Raw genomic sequence first — 17,689 nt, forward strand, 5'->3', positions numbered from 1 at the left:
AAATTAGAACTGCAGGCCACCATCGCGCGCGCCATCGGCCAGAGCCTTGACCCTACCGTGATACGCGAAGCCGTTCTTATCGAACACAACAGCGCCGATATTTTTTGCCTTGCAGCGCTCTGCCAGGGTTTTGCCTAGTTCCTGACACACCTCGACATTAGCCCTTCGATGGTTGCCCCTCTCGAAGGAACTTACGCTCGCCAGAGTGACCCCATTTAAATCATCGATGACCTGAGCGTACACATGCATATCGGACCTAAACACCGACAATCTGGGGCGCTCGGAAGTTCCACCGCCGATTTTCTTGCGAATCCTCTTCTTACGCCGCTCGCGGAGCACTGACTTTTGGGCTGTCTTGGACATGACTATATCTCGTTATGAAAGGTATCAGTTTATTTTTTACCGGCAGCCTTGCCGACCTTGGTTGCAATATGCTCGTCTTCGTAGCGAACACCCTTACCGTGATAAGGCTCCGGTGGGCGAAACCCTCTGATCTTAGCAGCGACCTGACCAACCATTTCCTTGTCGGCACCGCTAACCACGATCGTCGTTTGTGCGTCAACCTTTAGCTCGATGCCTGCAGGTGGATCAAACACTACAGGATGGCTGTACCCTAGGCTCAGCGACAGGCCTTTTCCTTGGCTAGCCGCGCGATAACCAACGCCAACCAGTTTTAGGCGCCTGCTGAAACCTTCAGTTACACCTACGACCATGTTATTGACCAGGGTGCGTGTCAAACCGTGGAATCTAGCTGCGTCCTCGGCCTCGGGACGCGGGACAAAAGTCAGGCTCTGCCCGTCAACCTTGACATCAATATCACCGTGCAGTGCCCTGCTCAGGGTGCCTTTGGGACCCTTAACGCTGATGGTCCGCCCGCTTAGCTTAACTTCAACGCCTTTTGGTAGGCTGATTGGCTTCTTTCCAATGCGTGACATATCTCTTCCCGCCGTCTGTGTTGCTTAGTAAACCGAACAAATGTATTCGCCACCGACACGCTCGGTGCGCGCCTGACGATCGGTCAGGAGGCCCCTCGATGTCGATACTATGCCGAATCCGAACCCGTTCTTCACGAAGGGTATGCCGTCGGCAGCAACGTAGTACCTACGCCCTGGACGACTCTTACGCTCAAGACCGGTAATTACACCCTTGCCGTCGTCCGAGTACTTTAGCGCAATCTTAAGTACACCCTGCTGGCCGTCGCGTACGCACTTGTAGGCGCGAACATACCCTTCCTCTTTTAGAAGATGAGTGATGCCAATTTTGATCTTGGAAGCAGGCACGGTTACTACCTCGAGCCCAGCACGCTGTGCATTGCGAATGCGGGTTAGAAGGTCTGCGATTGGATCGGTGATGTTCATCGAACGGAAACTCCGAATTACTATGATCTTGGTGGTTATCGTTACCAGGAGGCCTTCGTCACGCCTGGCAGATGCCCTTTCAGGGCAAACAGCCGGAAACAAATCCGGCATATACCGAACTTGCGATAGACAGCCTTTGGACGACCACAATTGTTACAGCGTGTATACGCACGAGTCGAAAACTTCAAGCCGCCTTTGACATCGCGCCACTTGAGCTTCTTCTCCTTCATTTCTTTGCGCAACGCTTCCTTCCGCGCGAGCACTTTGCGGTTTACCTTGTTGCACTTCTCAATGGAGGCTAGCCTCGCCATTCACGACACTCCTGTCAAAACCCGCTCAGGCTTTCCTGAAGGGAAAATTGAATTTATCAAGCAAAGCCTTCGCCTCGACGTCGTTCTTTGCGTTGGTGACTATGGTAATTCCCAGGCCGCGAATACGATCCACCTTGTCGTAGTCGATTTCGGGGAATATGATCTGCTCTTTAATACCGACGTTGTAGTTACCCCGGCCATCGAACGCCTTTGCCGAGAAACCGCGGAAGTCGCGAATACGCGGAACGGCAATATTGATGAAGCGATCCAAGAACTCGTACATCCGGTCACCGCGGAGAGTGACAGCTGCGCCGATAGGCATACCCTGACGCAGTTTAAAAGTTGCGATGCTCTTCTTCGCCTTCGTCATCACAGGCTTCTGACCGGTTATCGCGGTCAAATCAGCCACTGCACCCTCTAGGGTCTTGATGTTCTGAGTCGCATCGCCTTGACCGATGTTTACAACGATCTTTTTGAGAACAGGTACGCGCATCGGGTTTTTGAGCCCGAGCTCCTGCTTCAAGCCGGATACTTGCTCTTTATACTTGGTTTTTAATGTGGGCTCGTACTTCACCTTGTACCTCTCGTACACTGTCTTATCAGAGTCGGATGCTTATTGATTAGAGAACTTCAGGGGCTAGGGAGGCGATTCTGCCATAGCCCTTAACACGGACTTCCCGCGCTACCGGCCCGAAAATCCGCGTCCCAACGGGCTCATTTTCTTTGCCTTTGATAAGGACGCAGGCGTTCTCATCAAACCGAATCGTTGACCCGTCATCCCGTTGGATTTCTTTACTCGTGCGGACCACTACAGCCTTGTGCACGGTGCCTTTTTTTACCTTGCTATTGGGCAGCGCTTCTTTGATCGAAACAACGATTATGTCTCCGACCGAAGCGTAACGCTTCTTGCTTCCACCAATGACTTTGAAGCACTTAACGCGCCTCGCGCCAGAATTGTCCGCACTCTGCAGTACTGTTTCCATCTGAATCATGACTGTCTAATCCCCATAGCCGTTGGCTACCCAAAGGCCGATTATTCTTCACCTTTTTTAACGATTTGCAGGAGCGCAAACTTTTTCCGAGCGCTCAGAGGACGCGTCTGGGTGATCAGCACCACATCACCAGCACGAGACTCGTTCTTCTCATCGTGGAACATCAACTTAGTCCTACGACGGATAAACTTTCCGTAGCTGACGTGCTTGACCAGGTGCTCAAGAGTACCAACCCTGGACTTGTCCATCTTGTCGCTGGTGACAACGACGCGAACCGGTCTACTTTTCTTTTCTCTGTGATCTTTTTCGCTCACGTTCGCCTACCTGTTACTTCTTAGTTGCGACGGATTTTTTGGACTTGCTTGCTGGACGCACGCCAACAACTGAGCCGCCGAGTTTGCTTGCATGTTGAAGAGTCAACACTCTCGCCAGATTCTTCCGCAATGCCCGAACCTTACCGGTGTGCTTCCCTGGCCCTGAGTATATGTCCATACGAATATCATGTAGCTGACTACGGATATCCTTTTCGGCTTCGCGCAGTTTGGCTGCATCGAACCCTTTTAGCTCTTCTTTTTTTAACTTATGCAATTCCATGAATCACCTAACCTCGAGTTTCGACCTAATCCCGACTTACGCCCAGGGATCGAGCCCACGGATAATCAATTTCGTCCTTAAAGGCAACTTAGAAGCTGCAAGTGACAGAGCCTGTGTCGCAGTTTCTTTGTCTACACCCTTCATCTCGTAGATAATACGGCCAGCGCGAATGCGAGCTTCGTACCGCTCGACACTACCCTTACCGCCACCCATCCGTACCTCAGCCGGCTTCTTGGATACCGGGAAGTGAGGGAATACCTTGATCCAAACTTGGCCGCCGCGTTTGATGTGGCGGGTCATCGCAATACGAGCCGCCTCAATCTGACGAGCAGTAATCCGGCCATTTTCAGTAGCCATGATACCAAAGTCACCAAAGGCAAGATCCGCACCCTTTTGGGCGTGACCCTTAATACGGCCCTTCTGGGACTTCCGGTATTTCATTTTCTTAGGCGCGAGCATCTCTACTTATCTCCTTAGATCATTGAACCGTATCGAAGACCTCGCCACGGAACACCCATACCTTGACACCGATCAAACCGTAGGTAGTTAACGCCTCAGCAGTTGAGTAATCGATATCCGCTCGTAAGGTGTGCAGTGGCACCCGACCTTCCATGTAACGTTCAGTACGCGACATGTCAGCGCCGCCCAATCGACCCGAACACTGAATCTTGATACCCTTGGCACCGGCCTTGGTGGCCGCCGAAATCGTCTTCTTCATGGCCCGCCGGAATGATACACGGCGCTCTAACTGCTGCCTGACGCTGTCTGCTAACAGACGCGCTTCGAGGTCTGGTTTCTTGATCTCGAATACGTTGAGAACAGGTTCCCCTGACGAAATCTTGCAAATTTTCGTCAATTCAGCTTTCAACGACTCAGCCCCAGCGCCTTTCTTCCCAATAATGATACCGGGTCGGCTCGAGTGAATATTAATCGTCAGATTCTTCGCAGCTCGTTCGATCTCGATACGGGCTATGCCTGCCGAATCGAATTTCTTATTGATGAATTTGCGGATCCGGACATCTTCCATCAGGTTAGATGGGTAATCACGTTTTGCCGCATACCAGCGAGAAGACCAGGTCCGAGTAGTACCTAGACGAAAACCGATTGGATTTACTTTCTGTCCCAAAGCCTCACCTTTCCGTTACGTGAGTCATTCTAGTCCGATTAAACTTCTGCCAACTTAATGGTGACATGCGATGTACGCTTCTGAATCCCCGTTGCCCGACCCTGCGCTCGAGGCAACCAACGCTTCATCGACTCACCACCGTTGACGAAGCCTTCCGAGACGACAAGCCTATCCACATCAACCGTTGACTTATTGGTGGCGTTCGCTACGGCGGACTGAATCATCTTGTAGACCACAGGCGCAGCGCGCTTGTTCGTCACTTTCAGAAGATCCAATGCATACTGAACCGGCTTCCCCTTGACGAGGTTGACGACCAGCCGCACTTTTCTCGGCGCGATTCTCAGATTCCGCAGTACTACTTTAGAAGCCTCTGCCATGGCCCGTATTCCCTTCTTAAACTTATGCCGCAGGAGAGCCGCCGGCCTTTTTGACCTTACGGTCGCCGGAGTGGCCCATGAATGTGCGAGTCGGCGCGAACTCACCGAGTTTGTGACCGACCATGTTCTCTGTAACGTAGACGGGGACGAACTTCTTGCCATTATGCACAGCAAAGGTCAAGCCGACAAAATCCGGAAGGATCGTCGAACGACGCGACCACGTCTTGATTGGTTTCTTGTCCTGCCGAGCCTGATCAGCCTTTTTGAGCAGATACTGGTCGAAATAAGGACCTTTTTTAATTGAACGAGCCAAGGATAACCTCCAGCAAATCCGCTATCTTCAGCCGCCAGTTTTCTTCTGACGACGACGAATGATGTCTTTATCGGTACGTTTATTTTTCCGTGTTTTATAACCCTTAGTTGGCACTGCCCAGGGGGACACTGGATGGCGTCCACCGGAGGTCTTGCCTTCACCACCACCATGGGGGTGATCAATTGGGTTCATCGCCACACCGCGAATGGTTGGCCGAATACCCATATGCCGTGCCCTACCAGCTTTACCTATGCTCACATTCGCGTGGTCTAGGTTACTGACTGCACCCACCGTTGCCATACAAGTCTCTTGTACCCGTCGCATCTCACCGCTTGGCATCTTCAGCTGCGCCCAACCATCCACACGACCGACTAACTGGCAGCTCGCGCCAGCTGAGCGCACCATCTGTGCACCGCGACCAGGCTTCAGTTCGACATTGTGAATGTCGGTACCGAAGGGAATAGATTTTAGCGGCATCGCGTTGCCAACCTTGACGTCAGCCTTGTCCGAGGCGACGATCTCCATGCCTTTTTTTAGCTTATCAGGAGCAAGAATGTAGCGACGCTCTCCGTCCTTATAGAGAACACGCGCAATGAAAGCTGTCCTATTGGGATCGTACTCAACCGTCTCAACAACGCCGACCACATCCAGTTTGTTACGCTTCCAATCGATAACCCGGTATTTTACGCGCTCGCCACCGCCTTGGTGCCGCGTCGTGATACGACCGTGGTTGTTACGACCTGCGTGCTTCTTTTTCGACTCAACCAGTGACGACAACGGCTTAACTTTGTCCAGGTCACTGTAATCAACGACCGACATACCGCGGCGGCCAGGAGATGTTGGATTATATTGTTTAATTGCCATTTGACGATCAACCTCTTTAAAAATCAAGCCTTGGAGGTGCTTACAGCGCCTCAAATACCCCAATCTTGGCCCCAGGAGCTAAGGTAACGACAGCCTTCTTAGTGTTGTTACGCTTAGTAACTTGATTCCCGCGCTTTTTAACCTTACCGCGGTTGACCAGGGTCTGCACCGCCGTCACCTTCACGTTGAACAGACTTTCAACGGCCTTGCGCACATCTTGTTTGGTGGCCTTGGGGGCAACTTTGAATGAGTATTTATTGTTTTTTTCGCGTTCTTTGTCGCTCTTTTCAGAGAGCAAAGGCTTTACGAGTACATCATACGGATTCACGTTTCTTCTCCTCGAACCGTTGCTGCAGGGTAGTAAGAGCTGTTTCGCTGATGATGAGATTTTCGTAGCGTAGGACGTTCGCAGCATTCAACTCAGTGGGCAGAAGAGCTGCTGCACCATGGATGTTGCGAGTGGACTTGTAAAGGACATCGTCCTTACGTTCGTCAGCCAGAAGTGCCTTCGCCGTCTTAAGATTCGATAGCACGCCGAGCACGTGTTTCGTGCTGTACTTACCAATCGAAAAATCATCTACGACGAACAACTTCCCGTTGCGAGCCTTATCTGACAACGCGATCTTTAGGGCTAATTGGCGTACACGCTTACTCGTATACTGTCGGTAGTCCCTTGGTTGTGGGCCATGGGCTTCACCGCCGCCTGGCATATGCGGGTTCCTCATCGAGCCTTGGCGCGCACCGCCAGTTCCCTTTTGCTTGAAAGGCTTCTTGCCACCGCCAGAGACCATGGCTTTCGTCTTAGTGGCGTGAGTGCCCTGTCGCTTATTGGCCTGATAGGCCTTCACTACAGAGTGAAGCACAGCGCCATTCATTTCAACATTGTAAATCTCGTCCGGCAGCTGGATTTTCTTTAGGGCCTTACCGGCGATATTGTAGACTTGTATTTCCATATCGATTTCGTCCCCTGTACTTACTTCTTAGGCGCAGCTGTTTTGCTGGTTTTTGCCTTGATCGACGGTTTGACTATGAGGAAGCCGTCGCGGTGTCCAGGCACAGACCCACGAACTGCAACTACGCTGTTGGTCTGATCAACATCCAACACCTGAAGGTTTTGGATAGTAGTCTGCGTGTTACCTTCTTGGCCCGGTTGGTGGCGATTTTTGAATACGCGACCCGGTGTGGAACGCATCCCAAGTGACCCAGGACGACGGTGGAAGCGCGACCCGTGGGTCATCCGACCGACAGCGGAATTCCAACGTTTGTGTGCGCCTGAAAAACCGCAACCCTTGCTGATACCGGTGATATCAACAGCACTCACGCCTTCAAAAAACTTCCCGAGCTCGATGGTAGCCCCGACAGCGAGATCACCGGTCGCATCGACGCGAAACTCTTTAAAGCGAGTGAAATTGTCCTGAACACCTACCTTGCGCAGGCGTGTAGTGTCCGACTTGCTTAGATGCTTCTCTTTTTTAGCAAGGTAGCCAACTTGATACGCCACGTAACCGTCGCGCTCTTCAGACAAAATCTTTGTCACCTTTTGGGTTTCCAACTGTAGCAAAGTCACTGCAGTCATATGCCCTTCGGCGTCTACCATGCGGGTCATCCCGATTTTTTTGGCAATGAGTCCGGCTGTCGTCATTCCTTCAACCTGTCACTTGTGTCTATCGATCACTGGTAATGGCAGTGATCGGGGTTAATACTTTGTCTGCCCACTAGGCACCCAAGGGGTCTTAGTAAAGCTTTATCTCCACGTCCACACCAGATGCTAGATCCAGCTTCATGAGCGCGTCGATTGTTTGTTGCTTTGGCTCTAGGATGTCGATCACACGCTTGTGCGTCCTGACCTCAAACTGCTCACGAGACTTCTTGTCTACGTGCGGGCTCCGAAGAACGGTGAAGCGGTTAATCCCAGTTGGAAGCGGGATGGGTCCTGCTACACGAGCTCCAGTCCTTTTTGCACGCTCTACAATGTCGGCTGCAGATTGATCGAGCAGGCGGTAATCATAGCCTCTTAGACGGATGCGAATCTTCTGGCTTTCCATAGTTTCCGGTTTCCCACTCAGTTAGCGGAAAGGTATCATATGACCTGTTATTCTTATGGGTAAGCTTATTGAGAGGGCGTATTAGCGAAAGGCACTACCAGGTAGTGTTTTCGGCATTGGCTTGCTCGCAGCAGGCTTACCTGAGGAGTAGGCTTGTAGATCAGATGGGCGGATGTGTCAATGCTTAAGCTTGAATTTTTGAGTGTCTCACTGTTGATTTTTTTATCTTCGATTTCTCTCGTGAGATGTGTCAGTCATGAGCGAGTTGAAACTAACGAATCCAAAAGCTTTAATTTGGGTTCCGTAAAGCCTGGCCAGCGATCAGAGTACGTGGTGTTACCTGGTGGTCGGACATACGCCGTTCTTAAGACCCAGCCCCCTACTGGGTTTTTTGTTGCTGAGATCAAACTATACGAAAAAGACACGGAAATTAGTTCGTCGCTCTGGTTGGATGCCCGCCGCAATGGGGAGCGATCTTTCACAATGATTAGCGAAAGCTTACCTGTGACGGAGCTTGATAGTTCCCGGCCGCGGTTGACCTGGTTGGGGGATATCTGGCGTGGCAATGACCGGCAATGGTTAGCACCCGAACGTAAGGATGTTCAGGCCGTTGTAGTCCACAGGATAACTGTGAGTCACTCCGGGAGCCCCGAAGAGGCTTGTCCCGTGCTGATGTTTGGTGGCGAAAGCGAACTATATACTGTAAGCAGAGGCGGTGATGGTCAGTCCACGATCGAACTTGTTCAAGTGTCTTCCGCTATGCGAAGTCGTGATCAGGCCGATGCTCTGATGAGGGGCAGCTGTATCACGCCCGAGATTGACAAGCCATTCGGCCTTCCAGCTCATCAACGAGCAGGACGAGTCGGCCGGGGTAGTCGCGGATCAAAACTTGTTTGGTCAAAAATCGAGACTATTGCCAGATTTTAGCGCGACCTCGGGTCATTGACGATCGTTCAATCCGGAAGTACATCGACCTTAGTGCGCTGTCTCTGCTCAGACAGCCACCGGCGCGTTTGCTCGAGTAGCTCATGCGCCCTAAGCTCGTTCTCTAACTGCCTTTTTTTATTCTGAAAATCGCGACTTCCGGAGAATTTCTTTTCCTCTAGCAAAAAGATGTGAAAGCCAAGTGCCGTCTGCACTGGCTGAGTAAACTGCCCGGCATCGATAGACTCCACCGCAGACTTTATCGCTGTCATCAGATCTTTGGCACGAACTGGCGGCATTAAACCGCCAGTTTGCCGCCCAGTCACCTCGTCCGAATATAGCTTAACAGCTTCGACGAATTGCATACCATCTGTGATCTTTTGGTGCACCTCCGCCGCTAACCGCCTTTTGGCCTCTACGACTGCTGGAATGGCACCAGCCGGGACATTAATCACCACCTGACGTAGTACTAGCTCCATCAGATCGGCAGCGGCACCGGCACGCTTTAAGTAGTAAGTTTCGACATCTTTATCCGTTATCTTGATCAAGGGTGCGATGACACGGCCCTGAAATTTACGCAAAATCATTTGATCTTTAAAGTCACGCTTGTATTCCTCGTAGGTTGAACCCGTCTGACGCAGATGGTCTTGCAACCCTTCGCGGTTCAATCCCCGCACTTCCAGGAATCCCTTGATCTCCTCGGTAACTTCGTCGTCACGGACGTCTAATTCGAGCTCCTTAGCACGGCTTAGAACCAGCTTGAAATTAATCGAGTCCTGCAAGGCACGCTCATATGCTGGTGCCGACTCTTCCAACGGGAATTCAGAAACGACCACTAATGGCCCTTTGTCTACCTTTTGTTGCACTTCACTGTAGAGAATCGGGCGGCCATCAACTACGGCAACAACCTTGTCTAGGAGCACCTCCGTAGCGCTGGCAGTACTTGATGTGCCGGCTGCAAAGCCGGACGGCACTAAGGCGAAAAACATGACAAAATTTAATAAGAGTCTCATGTAGCAGTCACTCCTAGACCCAGTTGTGCGCAACCAAATAGAGGATAGAGAGCAACGCGATAACGTGCAACTAAAGGGTGGCGTCCGATTTACCAAACAGCTTTTGGAGTCGTCACATCGATTGCGGCCAGCGCTTTTTCGACCCACTTACCATAAATTTCCTCTTGCCGCACCCGTCGTACCGTACACTCAATTTGATGCCTAACTTCCTGAAAAGACTTCTGCTGTTTTGGTAAATGCTGCATCACTTGGATGATATGATAGCCATAATTGGATTTGAGTAGCTCGCTGATTTCGCCAGTTTTAAGGTGAAAAGCCACCTCAAACACCGCAGGCATGGAGCCTTTAGAGAAAGGCCCGAGTACTCCACCATTGACTCCCTCTGGAGCGATGGAGTACTGCCTGGCCAACGCTTCAAAATTTGCGGCATTTGCTTGTGATTTTAGTGTCTTGGCGGACGCCTCGTTGGCGGCAAGAATGTGACGTATCTTCACCTGTTCCTGCAATTTGAAATCAGCCATGTGGTTTTTGTAGTACTCGAGTAGGTCCCGTTCTTCGATCTTAATCTCAGCAAAGAGACGTTCTTGTAAATACTGCGACAAAATACTGCGTTCACAAAGTCTAGCTTTCAAGCGATCGCGATCGAAGCGGGTAAGGCCAGACTCGTTAGGCCTAACAGATTCCTGCCACTCGGCTAGGCATTTACTGTATCTAGTTGGCTGCTCGTAATCGAAGCCATGATCACGCTTTAAAAAGGCAAAAAGTAGTTTTCTCTCAATAGCGGTTCCAATCAGCGCTCGCTTCAGAGGGGTGAGCTCTTGGACATAGCGGTCGCCAAGATCAGGTATCAGCGTCAGCGCATCAGTTTCCGTTACTGCGTCAACATGCTGTTTAAATTCCCATTCTATATCTTCCTGGCTGATAGTCTCTTCACCAACCTTTATGAATGAGTAGGCTCCCAAGTGCTCAGCGCCCGGCGCAGGCTCGGCCATAGTCTCTCGTTCGAGTGGTGCGGTGACCCCACTATTCTTGACACGCCAACAATACGCACCCAATCCAAAACAAATAGAATAAGCTATTAGATACGAAGACTTACGCATATAGCCGCAACCCATTATTAAATAGCTGAAAAAATGCTGTGTGCCTCTAGTTTAGCACATGAGATTGCGATTAGCCCGGCAGGCTAGCTACCAAAGGGGCGATCAATTTCGCTATTTCAGCGAGGAGTTTATCTTGTTCGTCGATAGATGGGTTTGCCGGGATTTCTAGGTAAAGTAGAAGTCGGTGATCGGGGCCTAACTTGTAACGTCCAGGCTGCCGCGAAATTGTCCCAAGTATCGTGTCGATCACTTTGTCTGCAAGTGGGGCGAATTTAATCTCACACACCCCTTTTCCGGCTGTGACCCTAAGAGCCCCGATTGCCTTCAATTGCTGTTTTAATCTCGCCACCTTAAACAACAGGGCCGCCGGGGAAGGCAAGGCGCCATAACGATCTTGAATTTCCTGTTTCAAATCCCGCAACTCCTGTTCGGTGTCGCAGGCAAACAATTTTTTATACATTTGTAGGCGCTGAGGCTCTGACTGGATGTAGCTAACAGGTATCAATGCGGCTACAGGTAGCTTGATCTCAGTATCAATGCGATCAGATACCACCTCTCCGCGCAGCAGCTGAATTGCGTCCTCGAGCATTTCTGTGTAGAGCTCTAATCCAACCGCAGCCGCATGACCGGATTGCTCGCCGCCAAGTAAATTGCCTGCACCGCGCAACTCGAGATCGTGACTAGCAATTTGAAACCCAGCCCCTAATTCTTGATGAGCAGCTAGAACATCTAGTCGCCTTCTGCTGTCGTCCGAGAGGCTTTCCTCAGGCGGGGTTAGAAAGTAGGCATAGGCTTGTTGATTGGATCGTCCGACACGTCCTCGAAGTTGGTAAAGTTGCGCGAGTCCAAAACGCTCCGCATGGTTCACAATCAGAGTATTCACATTTGGCATATCTATGCCCGACTCAATGATAGTCGTGCATAAAAGCACCTGAAATCGTTGCTCAATAAAGTCGAGAATCACGCGCTCCAGTTGGTGCTCGGCCATTTGCCCATGGCCTACACGAATGTCGATTTCAGGGACAATCGCCTTGAGAAAGAGTCTTACCTGTTCAATGTCCTCCACTCTATTGTGGACAAAAAACACTTGTCCTCCACGACGAATCTCCTGCTCCAAGGCCTCCTTGATCAAAGTTTCATCAAAGCGCGCAATATATGTTTTTACCGCCATCCGATCATGCGGCGGTGTAGCTATAATGGAAATATCCCGCATACCGATCATAGCCATATGTAAAGTTCGCGGAATCGGCGTTGCCGTTAACGTCAAAACGTGGGCACCAGCGCGGAGTTCCTTAAGCTTTTCCTTGTGACTGACGCCAAATCTTTGCTCTTCGTCGACAACGAGTAGGCCAAGCTTTTTCGGTTTCACATCTTTAGAGAGGAGTCGATGAGTCCCAATCAAAACGTCAATCGCCCCCGCTGCGAGACCTTCGGTCGCATCTCTTATCGCTGACGGTGAAACAAATCTATTTACTTGAGCTACGCGAACACCATGGGGCTCAAGGCGCGACTTGAATAGTCGGTAGTGCTGATAGCAAAGCACGGTAGTTGGAACCAGAACCAGCACCTGCGCCCCTTCCAGCACGGTACGCATGGCTGCACGAAGTGCTACCTCTGTCTTGCCAAATCCGACATCACCGCATACTAGGCGATCCATGGGTTTACCAGCCGACAAATCGGCTTCGATATCATGGATGGCGCGAAGTTGATCCTCCGTCTCGTCATAGGCAAACTTCGCCTCAAACCTAAGGTACTCGTCGTCTGCGAGACCAAATGGCTTGATGCTTGCTAGGCTGCGTTGAGCATGGAGGCGCAGTAATTTATCTGCCATGTCCTGAATCGCGCCCTTAGCTTTTGCCTTGCGTCGCTCCCAACCAAGACCACCGAGCTTATCCAAGCTGTGGATACCTGAGGTCTCACCACCACTGCTATACCGTTGCAATAAGCTGAGTCGATCAACCGGCAGGTAAACCTTGTCACCACCGGCGTACTCTATGAGCAAAAAGTCGTTGTTAAGACCAGCTACTGAAAGCGTCGTTAATCCTGTATAACGACCTATGCCATGTTGAACGTGAACAACCAAATCACCAATTTTCAAGTCAGCAAATGAATTTAAATAATTCTGCAGCTTCTGCGAGGCGGGCTTGGGGCGGCGCGGTGGAGCTCCGAAGAGCACTTGTTCGGGTAAGATGAGAGTCGCCTGATCTTCGAGCCAAAGGTGAGAGGAGAGTGAGCCTGGACCGACATAAATGCCGGGCAATATGTTTGAACCCTCAGCGACGAGACGCAAAATTTCAGGCTCGACAGTGGGGTCAAACCCTCTGTGTGCAAGTAAATTTAGCATACGCTCACGCTGCTCATCGTGCTGAGCAACTAGGACCACGATTCCATGATGGTCCGTAAGCACACGAGTAATCAGCTCGAGCCACTTGTCGAAAAGCTCCGCACCCTGAGACTTATTTACGGGGGCACCGGGCAGGACAAATCTTGCCTCTAGCCGTAAAAATTCTGCCGTGTCCGATGCATAGGGATTGCCGCATTCAATCACACGACTGCGCACCGATAGTTCTTCCAACAATCCGCTAGGCGAAAGAAAATGCTTTTCTGGTGCCAGTGATCCGAGGCGCTTGGCCTTGTCTGTAGCGAAGTGCTCAGAAATACCATGAAAAAAATCATCCAATACGTTTTTACATGCTTCAATCGACTGAGGGAAAAACAGAGTCGCCAATGGGGGAATAGTTGCAAGCGTCGATATTGATGTCGATCGAAGCAGCGGAGCAAACATATCAAAACCGTGAAATTTGACTCCTTGCTGAAATTGATTGGTTAAGCCGTCACGATCTACAGGAGCGACTTCGTGCTCCACAAGATGGCTAAATAAGACTTGAGTTTGTTGTTTGCGCAATGCAGCAGGCATCAGCACTTCGTCGGACGGGGCAATCAACGCCCTATCGATAGTTCCCTTGGACTTCTGATCTGTTGGGTCGAAAACGCGGATCGAAGACAAAACATCCCCAACGAACTCAAGGCGAAGCGGTAGCGCCTGATTAGCAGGGTAAACGTCAACAATACCTCCCCGAATAGCGTACCCACCTTCCTCATTGACGGCCGCACCGAGTAAATAGCCAAGATCTTCTAATTGGGCGATCAATATATCCTGGTCAAGTTCCATACCAGTAACCAAGGAAAGGCTGGATTCAACTACACTAGTGACGGGTAACGTTAGTTGGGCCAAAGCCTGAAGAGTTGTCACAACTATCAGTGGACTTCGAGCGTCTCGGAGTTGCGCCAGGGCATAAACGCGTTGGCGGCGGGATAATGCATGATTGATGAAGCGATCATTGCCATACGAGGAAAAAAAAGGCAGAACTGCCGTTCGGAAATCAACCCCGCTTGAGCTCATAACTCCAGCTAGATTCCCTGCAAAATTGAGCCACGGAGACATGTCTTTTGCACTCGGGACGACTAGAAGAAGCGGGGCATTGTACCCTGAGCGGTCGCAGGTCAAACTAGTCGTGATAAGCTCAGTTAGTGCCTGAGAAGCTCCAGCTAACTGAATGCGCCGCCCTTTGTTGAGACAGGCTCCGACGCCTTCCAGCAGACCACGGTATCCAAAAACTGAACTCATGGACCAACTTAATCGATGTAGTTACCGTTTTTTATCTTATCGATAATGATCTTTTCCATCATCTGAGGGTCTCGAGGATCGACCGAAATAAATGACTGCTGTTCACAGCGGCGTTTATTTTTGACGAGCCAATCCAGAATGCCACGCAGCTCTTTGTTTCGTTTGTCTTTAAAGAATGGATCATTGCTCAATGCGTCTCGGGCCTTTTTAAGAGCCCTCGCCTCTTGTAAGTCGCTCTCTTTTACTGGGTAGTCCACCAGATCGTACTTGGCTATGTCCTCTGGCAAGACCCCCAAAAACTTCACCTCTGGCGCGCAAAAATCAGAGTTCCGTATTAGCGACGCTGCAGATCCAGCTCTTAACGTCCGATAAATGTTTTGCATCGTGTAAGCGTCAAGATCACCAAAAAAGAATAGCGGTACTCGCAACTGCTCTTGAATTCGTTTGACCCAAGCCCTTACTGCATTAGACGGCACTCCCTGTGCACCAATAAGAATGGAGTTGTGTCTCTTGGTAAAGCCATTAGCCACCAGAGTATTTGCCGTGCCTTGAGACTCAATGATCAGGCAGAAATCAATTTTTTCTTTTGCCCGAAGTGTCAGATTCTGCGGGCGGTTTTTCGGTTGATAGGGCGCAGTGCCGAGGGTCGAAAGGTCTATCGTCGACTGAGTGCCGTCTAGCTCGGTTTCAACCACAACTAGCTGTTTCGAGTAGGTTTGACCACCGCGATCATCGGCAACGCAGTTTAGCTCCTCACGATATGCCTCCATCATCTCGCAGATGAAATCGATTACGGAATCAGACTCATCTTGATCCTGGAAGTCTAGCGGCCTCAGCTTTGTCTCATGCTTTACTAGGCCTTTAGCGACGTAATAGAGCTCACGCTTAGTATTGATGTTAGCGATCTCGACGTTTCTGAGGAGAATTTCGAGCATGAAAATTGCTCGTGACATTTTTTTGACTGAGCTTACGTTAAGTTCCGAGGACACCTTTTTATTGCCTGGGGTTAAGTAGCCAACCTTCGGACTATATTGGGAATTATCTAAAGAACACTTTGTGGCAGTAAGCACGGGCCTTTTTGCCTTCTCTAAATCTGAAAGCATGCGCTCACATAGTTCTGTGCCCATCGAAATGATTTCAGATTGTTTCTTAGCTACGCGCTTTGCTGATTGTTGAACTTTTGCCATATCAAACTTTTCCCTTGCCAGACTTGGCTGCTGGCTTCACTGGCGCTGGAGCGGCAGCATCAGTTCCCGTGAACTGTTCGTCCTGATCCAAACCCTCGAAGAATCCGGCCAAACGCGATTTTTTCTCCTCAAGGTAACTGGCCAAACGGCCCTCCGCATCTGCCAGATCTTTTTTGATTCCTTTTGTGTCTTTTTCAAGAATCCTCGCAAGACCCGCAGTAGCTGCCTGCTTCCTTTCGTCTGAGGCTCCGAGGATTCTGCCCAATGTCTCCACCAAGATCGGACCGAACTGTTCGATGTGCTGGACCCTTTGCTCCAATTCACCGGCCTTGTGTTCGCGACTGAGATAACGTGAGAGGCGCTGACCCGTCTGCATGAGTGCACGCCGCAATTCCTCAACAAGCTCGTCAGACGCATCGATTGTTTCTTTCGATGCATTCTTAAACTTGATGAAGGGAGACACGACGCTTACAGCCACAATGTAGGGGCCTAAAGGCAAACCATTTTTGGGCTGCTTAAGACCATATGACCTCCAATTTACTGAGGTAATAGCCTTAACTATGGCGCAGGAGGCTTTATCAAACTGGAGCGGCACACGGTTAGCAAATCGTAGGACCTGCACTTGCTCCTCGTTATCTTCTCCGCGTCGCTCCCGTAAACGGGCAATCGCTACCTCTACCTGCAACGGTTTGAAATCACAAATGACTGGTTTACGCGAAAGAACAGCGAAAAAGTCTATATCTCCAATGCGCCTAATACTCAGTGCCAGTCCATCCTCACCGACCGACAACACGGATGTGGTGGCTGGTGGCAGCAGGTCGACCGCTTGTATGGCAGAAAATAAAGCCTTGAACTCATCATCAGGTAACGAGTCAACAAAACTGTCTAGCACCTTACGCTTGAGACCCTTTTGGCTCACTAGGTCCTGCAGAACCTTATCTGTGACACGTGAAAATCCCCTTTTCAGCCATACACTTGTCTTCATCCTGCCAAATAGACGGGCGTGCGACATGAACTCACCAAGCTTCATCGTGTGAGGATGGGGTTCGGTTGCTTGAGGCACAACGGGTACAGTGTTGACTACTCGATCGACGGACGCTGAGGGCACATCACTAATTTCGTAGTGTAAAGTCATGTGTGGATTTAACAGGATTGTGCTGCGTATGTAGTTCAGCAGGCCACCTTCACCGTTAAGCTGGATCCTTCCATCAAGCTTAAACTCGATACTTGTGCCGTGTGGACTTGACCATTCCACCGTTCCTTTGTCGCGCAGAATTCCTTTGTTATTCTTCAGGTCCATATCAACTACACACGTAAATGCCTTGCGTGCACTTTTTGTCTTTGTAACTACCCTGGCGCCGGTAGCCGTGGTCTGCATGGCCCAAGTAGTCGCGGCTGAAATCCCGATTCCTTGCTGACCGCGAGAACAGCGGCCACGTCCGAATTTAGATGACGCTAGGTATTCTCCGAATACTTTGGCGACATCATCCGGATCGATTCCCGGACCATTGTCTTCCACGTATATTCGAATTTGATCGGTATTTTTTAGTGTCCCAGGTCCAAGCTTTTCAACTTGCAGACGAATCTCAGGTAAGATCCCGGCATCTTCACATGCATCTAACGAGTTGTCTAAGGCCTCCTTTAGCGTTGTGAGAACCGCTTTCACCGGCGACGAAAAACCAACCTGCTGGAGGTTTTTGGCGAAGTACTCCGCTGTGCTACTCGTCGTAATCTGTTTCGCCGACTTACGAACGCGGGAGATTACTTCGGCCGAGGCATCGACCTCTGCCGCCAATTTTTTTGTAACCTTTTTGACCTGTTTTTTAGCCATGGACTCTAAATTTCAGTATAGAGGTT

23 protein-coding genes are annotated in these 17,689 nt (G+C 50.4%); 1 reads left to right on the forward strand and 22 read right to left on the reverse strand.

The annotated features are described in order from the left end of the window. Positions 1-3: 3 nt before the first annotated feature. From FJ146_04285 to rpsJ, 17 genes are all read right to left on the reverse strand, one after another. Positions 4-363: a 50S ribosomal protein L18 gene (locus tag FJ146_04285; protein MBM4251164.1), complete on the reverse strand. Its 360-nt coding sequence runs from the start codon at positions 361-363 to the stop codon at positions 4-6. A 29-nt stretch (positions 364-392) separates the two neighbouring features. Continuing rightward, positions 393-935 carry a 50S ribosomal protein L6 gene (locus tag FJ146_04290; GenBank protein ID MBM4251165.1) on the reverse strand — a complete coding sequence of 181 codons (543 nt, stop codon included), beginning with the start codon at positions 933-935 and terminating at the stop codon, positions 393-395. Between the two features lie 24 nt (positions 936-959). After that, on the reverse strand, positions 960-1,358 hold the full coding sequence (gene rpsH, locus FJ146_04295; GenBank protein ID MBM4251166.1) for a 30S ribosomal protein S8: 399 nt from the start codon (positions 1,356-1,358) through the stop codon (positions 960-962). A gap of 41 nt (positions 1,359-1,399) precedes the next feature. Then, on the reverse strand, positions 1,400-1,588 hold the full coding sequence (locus FJ146_04300; GenBank protein ID MBM4251167.1) for a type Z 30S ribosomal protein S14: 189 nt from the start codon (positions 1,586-1,588) through the stop codon (positions 1,400-1,402). 106 nt (positions 1,589-1,694) lie between these two features. After that, a complete protein-coding gene (gene rplE / locus FJ146_04305; protein ID MBM4251168.1) occupies positions 1,695-2,243 on the reverse strand; it encodes a 50S ribosomal protein L5 in 549 nt (182 codons plus the stop codon). Between the two features lie 46 nt (positions 2,244-2,289). Then, positions 2,290-2,661 carry a 50S ribosomal protein L14 gene (rplN, locus tag FJ146_04310; protein MBM4251169.1) on the reverse strand — a complete coding sequence of 124 codons (372 nt, stop codon included), beginning with the start codon at positions 2,659-2,661 and terminating at the stop codon, positions 2,290-2,292. A 41-nt stretch (positions 2,662-2,702) separates the two neighbouring features. After that, positions 2,703-2,975 (reverse strand): 30S ribosomal protein S17, encoded by a 273-nt coding sequence (rpsQ, locus tag FJ146_04315; GenBank protein MBM4251170.1) that lies wholly within the window; start codon positions 2,973-2,975, stop codon positions 2,703-2,705. A 13-nt stretch (positions 2,976-2,988) separates the two neighbouring features. Next, positions 2,989-3,255, reverse strand: coding sequence for a 50S ribosomal protein L29 (gene rpmC / locus FJ146_04320; protein ID MBM4251171.1), 267 nt, complete (start codon positions 3,253-3,255; stop codon positions 2,989-2,991). A 36-nt stretch (positions 3,256-3,291) separates the two neighbouring features. Then, positions 3,292-3,714, reverse strand: coding sequence for a 50S ribosomal protein L16 (rplP, locus tag FJ146_04325; protein MBM4251172.1), 423 nt, complete (start codon positions 3,712-3,714; stop codon positions 3,292-3,294). A 19-nt stretch (positions 3,715-3,733) separates the two neighbouring features. After that, positions 3,734-4,381 (reverse strand): 30S ribosomal protein S3, encoded by a 648-nt coding sequence (rpsC, locus tag FJ146_04330; protein ID MBM4251173.1) that lies wholly within the window; start codon positions 4,379-4,381, stop codon positions 3,734-3,736. A gap of 38 nt (positions 4,382-4,419) precedes the next feature. Next, entirely contained in the window at positions 4,420-4,758 is a 339-nt protein-coding gene (locus tag FJ146_04335; GenBank protein ID MBM4251174.1) for a 50S ribosomal protein L22, read from the reverse strand. A 22-nt stretch (positions 4,759-4,780) separates the two neighbouring features. Beyond that, positions 4,781-5,071 carry a 30S ribosomal protein S19 gene (gene rpsS, locus FJ146_04340; protein ID MBM4251175.1) on the reverse strand — a complete coding sequence of 97 codons (291 nt, stop codon included), beginning with the start codon at positions 5,069-5,071 and terminating at the stop codon, positions 4,781-4,783. A 27-nt stretch (positions 5,072-5,098) separates the two neighbouring features. Next, positions 5,099-5,935 carry a 50S ribosomal protein L2 gene (gene rplB / locus FJ146_04345; GenBank protein ID MBM4251176.1) on the reverse strand — a complete coding sequence of 279 codons (837 nt, stop codon included), beginning with the start codon at positions 5,933-5,935 and terminating at the stop codon, positions 5,099-5,101. Between the two features lie 40 nt (positions 5,936-5,975). Next, the gene (locus tag FJ146_04350) at positions 5,976-6,263 is read right to left on the reverse strand and encodes a 50S ribosomal protein L23 (GenBank protein MBM4251177.1); all 288 of its coding nucleotides are present in this window, start codon (positions 6,261-6,263) and stop codon (positions 5,976-5,978) included. Continuing rightward, the gene (gene rplD, locus FJ146_04355; protein ID MBM4251178.1) at positions 6,250-6,888 is read right to left on the reverse strand and encodes a 50S ribosomal protein L4; all 639 of its coding nucleotides are present in this window, start codon (positions 6,886-6,888) and stop codon (positions 6,250-6,252) included. The genes FJ146_04350 and rplD overlap by 14 nt, the downstream gene beginning before the upstream one ends. Before the next feature lie 20 nt (positions 6,889-6,908). After that, the gene (locus FJ146_04360) at positions 6,909-7,577 is read right to left on the reverse strand and encodes a 50S ribosomal protein L3 (protein MBM4251179.1); all 669 of its coding nucleotides are present in this window, start codon (positions 7,575-7,577) and stop codon (positions 6,909-6,911) included. Positions 7,578-7,668: 91 nt separating this feature from the next. Further along, positions 7,669-7,980, reverse strand: a complete 312-nt coding sequence (gene rpsJ / locus FJ146_04365; protein ID MBM4251180.1) for a 30S ribosomal protein S10 — start codon at positions 7,978-7,980, stop codon at positions 7,669-7,671. Positions 7,981-8,274: 294 nt separating this feature from the next. On the opposite strand from rpsJ, the gene FJ146_04370 reads away from it, so the two are divergent. After that, the gene (locus FJ146_04370; GenBank protein MBM4251181.1) at positions 8,275-8,907 is read left to right on the forward strand and encodes a hypothetical protein; all 633 of its coding nucleotides are present in this window, start codon (positions 8,275-8,277) and stop codon (positions 8,905-8,907) included. A gap of 26 nt (positions 8,908-8,933) precedes the next feature. On the opposite strand, the gene FJ146_04375 is transcribed toward FJ146_04370, so the two are convergent. From FJ146_04375 to FJ146_04395, 5 genes are all read right to left on the reverse strand, one after another. Then, positions 8,934-9,917, reverse strand: a complete 984-nt coding sequence (locus FJ146_04375; protein ID MBM4251182.1) for a hypothetical protein — start codon at positions 9,915-9,917, stop codon at positions 8,934-8,936. Positions 9,918-10,006: 89 nt separating this feature from the next. After that, the gene (locus FJ146_04380; GenBank protein MBM4251183.1) at positions 10,007-11,032 is read right to left on the reverse strand and encodes a hypothetical protein; all 1,026 of its coding nucleotides are present in this window, start codon (positions 11,030-11,032) and stop codon (positions 10,007-10,009) included. A gap of 55 nt (positions 11,033-11,087) precedes the next feature. Then, a complete protein-coding gene (gene mfd, locus FJ146_04385; GenBank protein ID MBM4251184.1) occupies positions 11,088-14,645 on the reverse strand; it encodes a transcription-repair coupling factor in 3,558 nt (1,185 codons plus the stop codon). Between the two features lie 8 nt (positions 14,646-14,653). After that, positions 14,654-15,772: a DNA topoisomerase VI gene (locus tag FJ146_04390; protein ID MBM4251185.1), complete on the reverse strand. Its 1,119-nt coding sequence runs from the start codon at positions 15,770-15,772 to the stop codon at positions 14,654-14,656. Between the two features lie 61 nt (positions 15,773-15,833). Then, complete coding sequence (locus tag FJ146_04395; GenBank protein ID MBM4251186.1) at positions 15,834-17,663, reverse strand: DNA topoisomerase VI subunit B; 1,830 nt, start codon at positions 17,661-17,663, stop codon at positions 15,834-15,836. Positions 17,664-17,689: the final 26 nt, after the last annotated feature.

Source organism: Deltaproteobacteria bacterium, from assembly GCA_016874735.1.
GTDB lineage: Bacteria > Bdellovibrionota_B > Oligoflexia > Oligoflexales > CAIYRB01 > CAIYRB01.